The organism is Nitrosomonas communis (assembly GCF_024102715.1).
GTDB lineage: Bacteria > Pseudomonadota > Gammaproteobacteria > Burkholderiales > Nitrosomonadaceae > Nitrosomonas > Nitrosomonas communis_B.
This window is the reverse complement of sequence record NZ_JAGFJM010000130.1, coordinates 1-6,618: the sequence shown is the minus strand read 5'-3', so window position 1 is coordinate 6,618 and position 6,618 is coordinate 1. Positions and strand designations below refer to the sequence as shown.

The window sequence follows — 6,618 nt, the reverse complement described above, 5'->3', positions numbered from 1 at the left end:
AAAAAGTCACATTTCAGATGCTATATCGGCTCGTAGAGACGCTCTTTCAAAAAAGATAAATGTCACCCATGAAAGAATATTGACAGAGATGGCAAGACTAGCGTTCTTTGATATACGAAACATGATGGACGATGAAGGAAAACCAATCCCAATTTACAAACTGTCAGATGATGCAGCTGCAGCGATTAACGGCATAGATATAGTGACAGCCGGAAATACCGAAGTTGGTATAGGCCAGATCATGAAATACAAGATCCCGGATAAGAATAAAGCCCTGGAGAATTTGGCGAAAATACTGGGGCATTTTGATAACAAAAAGAACATGGATCAATGGGATTCAATCCCTAAATTCAATGTAATCATTGAAGAAAAGAATGCAAGAAGAGATTGATATACGGACAACAGTAAACAGTCCGCAGATTGAATTCCTTAATCTAAAAAATAAATTTAAAGCATTCGTCAGCGGGTACGGTGGCGGGAAAACCTACGTGGGCTCAATTGGTCTATGCAAACATTTCATGCAGTACAGCAGGATAAATGCTGGTTATTTTGCCCCAACATATCCAATGATCAGGGATATTTTTTATCCGACTATTGAGGAAGTGGCATCCATTTTTTGCATGGAGACAAAGATCAACCAGGCTAACAAAGAAGTTTCTCTAAGTGTGAGAGGAAACTACATAGGAACTATTCTCTGTCGGTCCATGGATAACCCAGGATCGATTATCGGATTCAAAATCGGCCATGCATTGATTGATGAGTTTGACGTTCTGCCACTGGACAAAGCCATGATGGCTTGGCGGAAGATCATGGCCAGGATGCGTTACAAGGTGGATGGCCTCAGGAATGGCATTGATGTAACGACCACGCCGGAAGGATTCATGGCGACTCACAAGATATTCGTCGAGGATATCCAGAATAAGCCTGAATTGGAAAAAAATTACGGCATCGTGCAAGCCAGCACTTACGACAATGAAATGAATCTGCCTGATGACTACATCCCTTCCCTGCTTGAGGCGTATCCGGAAGAATTGATCTCTGCTTATCTGCATGGCCAGTTTGTGAATCTCAAATCCGGGACTGTCTATAGAAGCTACAATCGTACCGCTCACAATAGCACAGAGACGATTCGCGACAAGGAAACATTGCGCATCGGTATGGACTTCAATGTGCAGCATATGGCTGCGTCAGTATTTGTCGAAAGGAAAAACGGATGGCATGCCGTAGCGGAACTGAAGGATGTGTTCGATACGCCGGATATGGCCAGAATCATTAAAGAACGCTGGAAGGATAAGGGTCACCGGATCATCGTCTACCCGGATGCATCGGGCGGCAGCAGGAAGTCAGCAGACGCGTCTATTTCTGATCTATCAATCCTTCGTCAGGCCGGATTCGAGATCAGGGCGAACAAGTCAAATCCTGCTGTCAAAGATCGGATTAATTCAGTTAATAAACAGTTCCAGCTCAATAAGATCTGGGTGAACGCCAAGGAGTGCAAAACGATAGCAAGCTGCCTTGAGAAACAGGCGTATGACAGCAATGGAGAGCCAGATAAGAAAAGCGGCTTCGATCATCAGTGCGATTCATTTTCATATCCGATTGCGTATGAATTCCCCATTAATAAACCCGTTCTGGTTACAGGCATTGGATCAGCGAGGTAAACACAATGGCAATTGATTTTCGGCATCCTGAGTATGACAAGTATTTGCCAGTCTGGCAGGAGATCAATGATATATCCAAGATGGAGAATGTCGAAAAATATCTTTTAACCCTCAATCCTCATGATACGAGTCCAGAAAACAGGCAAAGGAACGAACAATATCGGGCGCGAGCGATTTTCAATCCAGTACTCCAGCATACAGTGGAAGGAATGAACTCCATGCTGTTTTCAAAATGGCCTGAATTGGAAGTTCCAGCGCAACTTGAATATCATAAGATCAACTGTGATGGATCTGGTAACAGTATTTATCAGCAGTCTCAGCAAGTGTCGCTTGATTTGATCAGAACGAGTAGAGCCGGTTTGGCAGTCGGGTTTCCGCGCACTGACGGCACTGTATCGATGGCGGATATATCGAGCGGGAATATATTTGCTTCTATTCAAAGATACGATGCCAGGCAGATTATCAACTGGCGGAAAACCAACATCGGATACAGGTCAGTATTGTCTCTGGTTGTGCTGCTGGAGAGCTATCAGGAACTAGGATCAGATGGCTACAGTTTCGAGGAAAAACAGCAGATCAAGGAAATGTTTATTCGGTATGGTAAATATTCCGAGAGACTGTGGCGGCAGAACAAAAAAGGCGAATGGGAAGTGTTCGATGAATATTCTCCGCTTGATGGATCTGGCAATTACTGGGAAGAAATCCCGTTCACCTTCGTCGGAGCAGAAAATAATGATGTCTCGGTGAACAACCCCAAAATGAAGGGATTATCAAAACTGAATATCGGTTTGTATCGGAACAGTGCTGATTATGAGGATAACGTCTGGTTTGTGGGACAAACACAGCCATGGATGAGCGGGATCACTCAAGAGCATATCAACATGCTCAAAGAAAATAATATGTATGTGGGTTCCAGGAACCTGCTGGGGGTTCCTCAAGGAGAAACATTCGGATTTGCTTCTGCGCCGCATAATCCATTGATCAGACAAGCCATGCTAGACAAGATCGATCAAATGGTGATGCTGGGGGCAAGGCTTTTAATGGTAACAGCTTCTAACCGTACAGCCACCGAAGTGGAAGGCGAAAGAGAGGTACAGCACAGCACCTTATCTTTGATCTCAAGTAACTTAAGCGAGGCGTACACAAAAGCCATTCAGTGGTGCGGTCGGTACATGAATGCCAATACTGATGATGCTTACTACAAGACCACAATGGACTTTAAAACGCACAGCATGGATGCAAATGAGTTAAGAGCGATCATGGAGGGCTTCATTCAGGGGGCGATCCCAGTATCAGATTTCCATGACTATCTGAAGAAGCGCGATCTGACGGATAAGGAAAAAACACTCGAGCAGTTCCAGGAAGAACTGAATGTCGTCAGGGGTATCCCTGATTTTGAGGTGGCATAAAGGTGGCATCCCCGTCTCCTGATCTGATCGAAATAGCGACACGTCATCAAGTATTCTACGAGCGCTTAAAGTCACATGAGGTTAAATCATTCGACAACTTCCTGAGTGAACTCGATGCGGATCTGAGAAAGCTTCTTTCCCGTTCGGATATTACGTCATTCACCCGATCCCGGCTGGAAAAACAGCTTGCGCTCGTCAGAGAGATCATAGCCGGAACCTATGCGGATTATGAGAGCGTCTGGCGGGATAGCATCACACAGTCTGCACTGTATGAAGCGCAGTTTGAGAAAAAGGCGCTGGATAAAGTGGTTATCAGACGTGAATTTGTCCTGCCGACCGAATTGCAGATCGGCACAGCGGTATTCAGCAGGCCGTTAGCCGTTGAGGGGATCAATGGCGGTGCTCTGCTTGATCAGTTCTTTAGGCAATTGCCAGATAACACCACCAGGCGGATAGAGGGCGCAATCAGGCTAGGATTCGCTCAAGGCCAGACCAATCAGCAGATCATCAATCGGATACGAGGGACTGCCAGGGCCGGATACACGGACGGCATTCTTGCCATTTCCAGACGTGATGCAGATATCATCACCAGGACGGCATTGCAGCATGCATCAAGTCAGGCCAGACAATCCACCTGGGAGCGTAACCGAGACATCATTAAGGGTGTGAAGATTGTTGCAACATTGGATAACAGAACCAGCGCAATTTGCCGGTCTATGTCAGGGATGATTTTTAAGATTGATGAAGGGCCAAGGCCGCCATTTCACATTCGTTGCCGCACTACGACCGTGTCTGTTCTTGATGATCGCTTTGCAGCATTGCGGGAAGGCGCTACCCAAGCAGCACGTGGTGAAGATGGGAAAGTGGTCAGCGTAGATGCAGAACTTAACTATTACGACTGGCTGAAACAGCAGCCGGCAGATTTCCAGGATTCCGTTATCGGCAAAACAAGAGGAAAGCTGCTTCGTGACGGTGGATTGAGTATGGAGCGTTTCTCAGAACTGCAGCTGAACAAGAACTTTGAGCCAATGACGCTCGAACAGATGAAACGGATTGAGTCAAAAGCTTTTGAACGCGCGGGAATTTAATATCTTTAACAAGGAGCAGAAATGAATAGATTCAAATGGTATCTGATGGACACTGAAAATGGTGGAGCCGGAAGCGCTGGTGGAAATGGCGGTGATGGTTCTTCGGGAGATGGTGATCAAAAACCTGCTGCTATCGATCCAGCTGAGTATGAGAGTCTAAAAACGCAGCTTGCATCGTTCCAGGAGTCAATTGCCAAGCTTGAATCGAATAACAAAGCACTGATGCAGGAGAAGGTTGAGGCAAAGAAAGCTGCCGAGAAAGCGGCAATGGATGCAGCTAAGAAATCGGGTGACGTTGAAGCGGTTGAAAAATCCTGGAATGAGAAATATACCGCACTGGAATCAATTCTGAACGAAACATCGCAACGTTATGAACGAATGATCCAGAATCTTACGGTGGGTGCAACGGCTTCCAGACTTGCGGCAGACCTTGCTATCCAGGGCAGCGCAGACGTATTGCTTCCGCATATTTCCGCCAGGCTGGCAGTCGAGATTAAAGACGACAAACCGCTAGTGAGAGTGCTGGATAAAGACGGAAAACCCAGCGCGATGTCGATTAAAGAATTGCAGGCTGAATTTGCGGCCAATCCATCCTTTGCACCAATCATCGCCGGAAGTAAAGCAAGCGGTTCAGGGTTTAACAACAACCGCGCCAATTGGAGTGGCGGTGATGGCAATAGAATTATCACGCGTACCGAATTCTCAGCAATGAACCAGGCTGAAAGACAGAAAATCGCGCCACTGCTTCGAAAAGGAGAGGTTAAGCTGGTGGAGGCTTAAGCGAAAAATTTGATTAATAAGCCAACTGTTCCAACGTGATCCCCATGGCGGCCGCTGCTTTCTCCAGTGTTTTTTTACGGGGACGCTTGGCCGCCTCGATCTGTGCATAGCCCGCCTGTGTAATGCCCATGCGGCTGGCTATTTCCTCTTGAGTCAGCATCAAGTATTCACGCCAGGCTTGCAGCATGGGCTGCCCATCAACTGCTGCGCTGACGACGGCATGCGGTACGCCATCTTTAGGGACGAATGCCTGAGTGCGTACAAAATCCTTATAAGGAATGACAGCAAAAGCGGGATGCCCGTCTGCATCATTGATAATTTGATAGTTAGTAAGTCGTTCCATCGCGTTTTTTCACCTCATGAATATCGACAATATGAATCTCGCCATCAAAGTTAAAGAAAACCCGGTAATTACCTACACGTAAACGGTATTGGTATTGATGGTTGGTTAACTTTTTAACCTGATTGCAATCAGGAAACACAATCAGTTTTTCTTCAACCGCGTCACGAATGGTCTGCGCTGGACGGGATTTTGCCGTAGCTTTTCTCCGTTCCGGGTGAGAAAAAGGTGGCAATAAGTTTTATGCGTATTGATATGTCAGAAACATTCTGATATGTTATGAAAAAAGTGTGATTCCCGTTTGCACGGGATAGCACCGGGTAAGCGCCCTGGGTAAATCAATTTTTGCTTGGGGCGTTTTTATTTTATGCGCCTCAGAAATCACATGAGGACATGAAATGGCAGCAGTTACTTTAACACTCACAAACTTAATCCCGACGATTTACGAAGCAATGGATATTGTTGCACGTGAACGTGTAGGGCTTATCCCCGCTGTATCTCGCAATTCTAATGCTGAGCGCGCAGCAAAAGATCAATCTATCCTGTCACCTGTGGTCGGAACGATGGCTGCTGAGGATCTGGAAGTGGACAATGTCTCTTCTTCCGCTCCTAATCAGACTATTTCAAACGTTGAGCTGAAGATCACCAAATCCCGATCTGTTCCGTTCGGTATCAATGCTGAACAGCAACGCGGATTGATTAATGCTGGTACCTATGCAACGATCAATCGTGATCGTATTGCGCAGGCTATTCGCACTTTGACCAATGAGATCGAATCTGATCTGGCCGGGTTACACATTCACGCATCTCGTGCAGTGGGTACCTATAATGCTGTCCCGTTTGCCACTGCAGCTGATTTGACAGATTTTGCCAATATGGCGGAAGTGTTAGAAGAAAATGGTGCGCCTAGCCAAGATTGGCATGTTGGACTTGGTTCTCGCGCAATGAACAACCTGCGCGGTAAGCAATCTTCCCTATTCAAAGTGAATGAGGCTGGTACCGATGAATTGCTGCGTGACGGTACGCTTGGGGTAGTTGAAAACTTCAACATTCACCCATCCAAGCAGATCAAGCGTGCGGTAACGATTGGTACGGCTGCAGACGCGACGACGAATACAACCGGATATGCTATCGGAGAAACTGAAATTACCCTGGCATCTGCTGGCACCGGATCAATTCTGGCTGGGGACATTATTACCTTTGCAGGTGATCCGCATCAGTATGTCGTGAAAGTAGGTGATGCGCAGGTATCGAACGGCGGAACGATCACTCTGGCTGAACCCGGTTTGCAACAAGCGATTCCCGCTGCTGCGACGAATATTACGGTTGTGGGTGCAACC

General features: G+C 46.6%; 8 protein-coding genes. 6 read left to right on the top strand and 2 right to left on the bottom strand.

All coding sequences use genetic code 11. The features are described 5' to 3' along the window. From J5I83_RS12770 to J5I83_RS12750, 5 genes are all read left to right on the top strand, one after another. Positions 1-391: terminase small subunit (locus J5I83_RS12770; protein ID WP_304056708.1), on the top strand; the 391-nt coding region annotated here is incomplete at its 5' end. After that, the gene (locus tag J5I83_RS12765; protein WP_304056706.1) at positions 375-1,661 is read left to right on the top strand and encodes a terminase family protein; all 1,287 of its coding nucleotides are present in this window, start codon (positions 375-377) and stop codon (positions 1,659-1,661) included. The genes J5I83_RS12770 and J5I83_RS12765, both read left to right, overlap by 17 nt. Before the next feature lie 5 nt (positions 1,662-1,666). Continuing rightward, on the top strand, positions 1,667-3,070 hold the full coding sequence (locus J5I83_RS12760) for a DUF4055 domain-containing protein (protein ID WP_304056703.1): 1,404 nt from the start codon (positions 1,667-1,669) through the stop codon (positions 3,068-3,070). A 2-nt stretch (positions 3,071-3,072) separates the two neighbouring features. Next, a complete protein-coding gene (locus J5I83_RS12755; protein WP_304056700.1) occupies positions 3,073-4,158 on the top strand; it encodes a minor capsid protein in 1,086 nt (361 codons plus the stop codon). Between the two features lie 21 nt (positions 4,159-4,179). Continuing rightward, positions 4,180-4,938 carry a hypothetical protein gene (locus tag J5I83_RS12750; protein WP_304056697.1) on the top strand — a complete coding sequence of 253 codons (759 nt, stop codon included), beginning with the start codon at positions 4,180-4,182 and terminating at the stop codon, positions 4,936-4,938. A 13-nt stretch (positions 4,939-4,951) separates the two neighbouring features. Here the strand turns inward: J5I83_RS12750 and J5I83_RS12745 are convergent, their stop codons facing one another. Next, a complete protein-coding gene (locus J5I83_RS12745) occupies positions 4,952-5,281 on the bottom strand; it encodes a helix-turn-helix transcriptional regulator (protein ID WP_304056694.1) in 330 nt (109 codons plus the stop codon). Next, positions 5,265-5,513: a type II toxin-antitoxin system RelE/ParE family toxin gene (locus tag J5I83_RS12740; RefSeq protein ID WP_304056692.1), complete on the bottom strand. Its 249-nt coding sequence runs from the start codon at positions 5,511-5,513 to the stop codon at positions 5,265-5,267. Before J5I83_RS12740 ends, J5I83_RS12745 begins: the two co-directional genes overlap by 17 nt. A gap of 163 nt (positions 5,514-5,676) precedes the next feature. Here J5I83_RS12740 and J5I83_RS12735 point away from each other — a divergent pair. Then, positions 5,677-6,618: P22 phage major capsid protein family protein (locus J5I83_RS12735; protein WP_304056690.1), on the top strand; the 942-nt coding region annotated here is incomplete at its 3' end.